We start from the raw sequence: 412 nt of genomic DNA, 5'->3' as shown, positions 1-412 counted from the left end.
GCTCAAGACCGACTATGCGAAGTGGAAGGGCATCGTGGAGGCGTCGGGCGCGAAGATCGAGTAAGGGCAACCGCGGCGCAGCCGCGGGGCAGCGCGCGGTTCACGCCGGGGCCCGCGCGTCCGGCACCCCGGCCTCTTCCCGCGCGATGATGAAATCGATCAGGGCGCGCACCGCCGGCGTCTGGTAGCGGTCGGGCACGTGCAGCAGGAATTTCTGCGTCGACAGGAAATCGAGCGCATCCGGCTCCAGCGCCAACAACTGCAGACCGCCGCGCGCGACCGCTGTCTCCACCATGTAGTCGGGCATCAGCCCGACCCCCAGCCCCTGCGATATGGCGTCCAGCAGGAAGTGGAAGTTCGCGGAGATGAGGCGCGGCCGGATGCGCGCGACGCGCCGGCTCGTCCCCTGCAC

At 69.7% G+C, this 412-nt stretch carries 1 protein-coding gene; it reads right to left on the bottom strand.

The features are described from left to right. Nucleotides 1-100: 100 nt before the first annotated feature. Nucleotides 101-412 (bottom strand): LysR substrate-binding domain-containing protein (locus JZ791_RS44415; protein ID WP_216904012.1); only part of this gene is annotated, 312 nt, incomplete at its 5' end.

The organism is Nocardia alni (assembly GCF_019038435.1).
Classification (GTDB): Bacteria; Actinomycetota; Actinomycetes; order Mycobacteriales; family Mycobacteriaceae; genus Nocardia; species Nocardia alni.
Note: the sequence above shows the minus strand (reverse complement) of the source record. Positions and strands in the feature narration are given on the sequence as shown.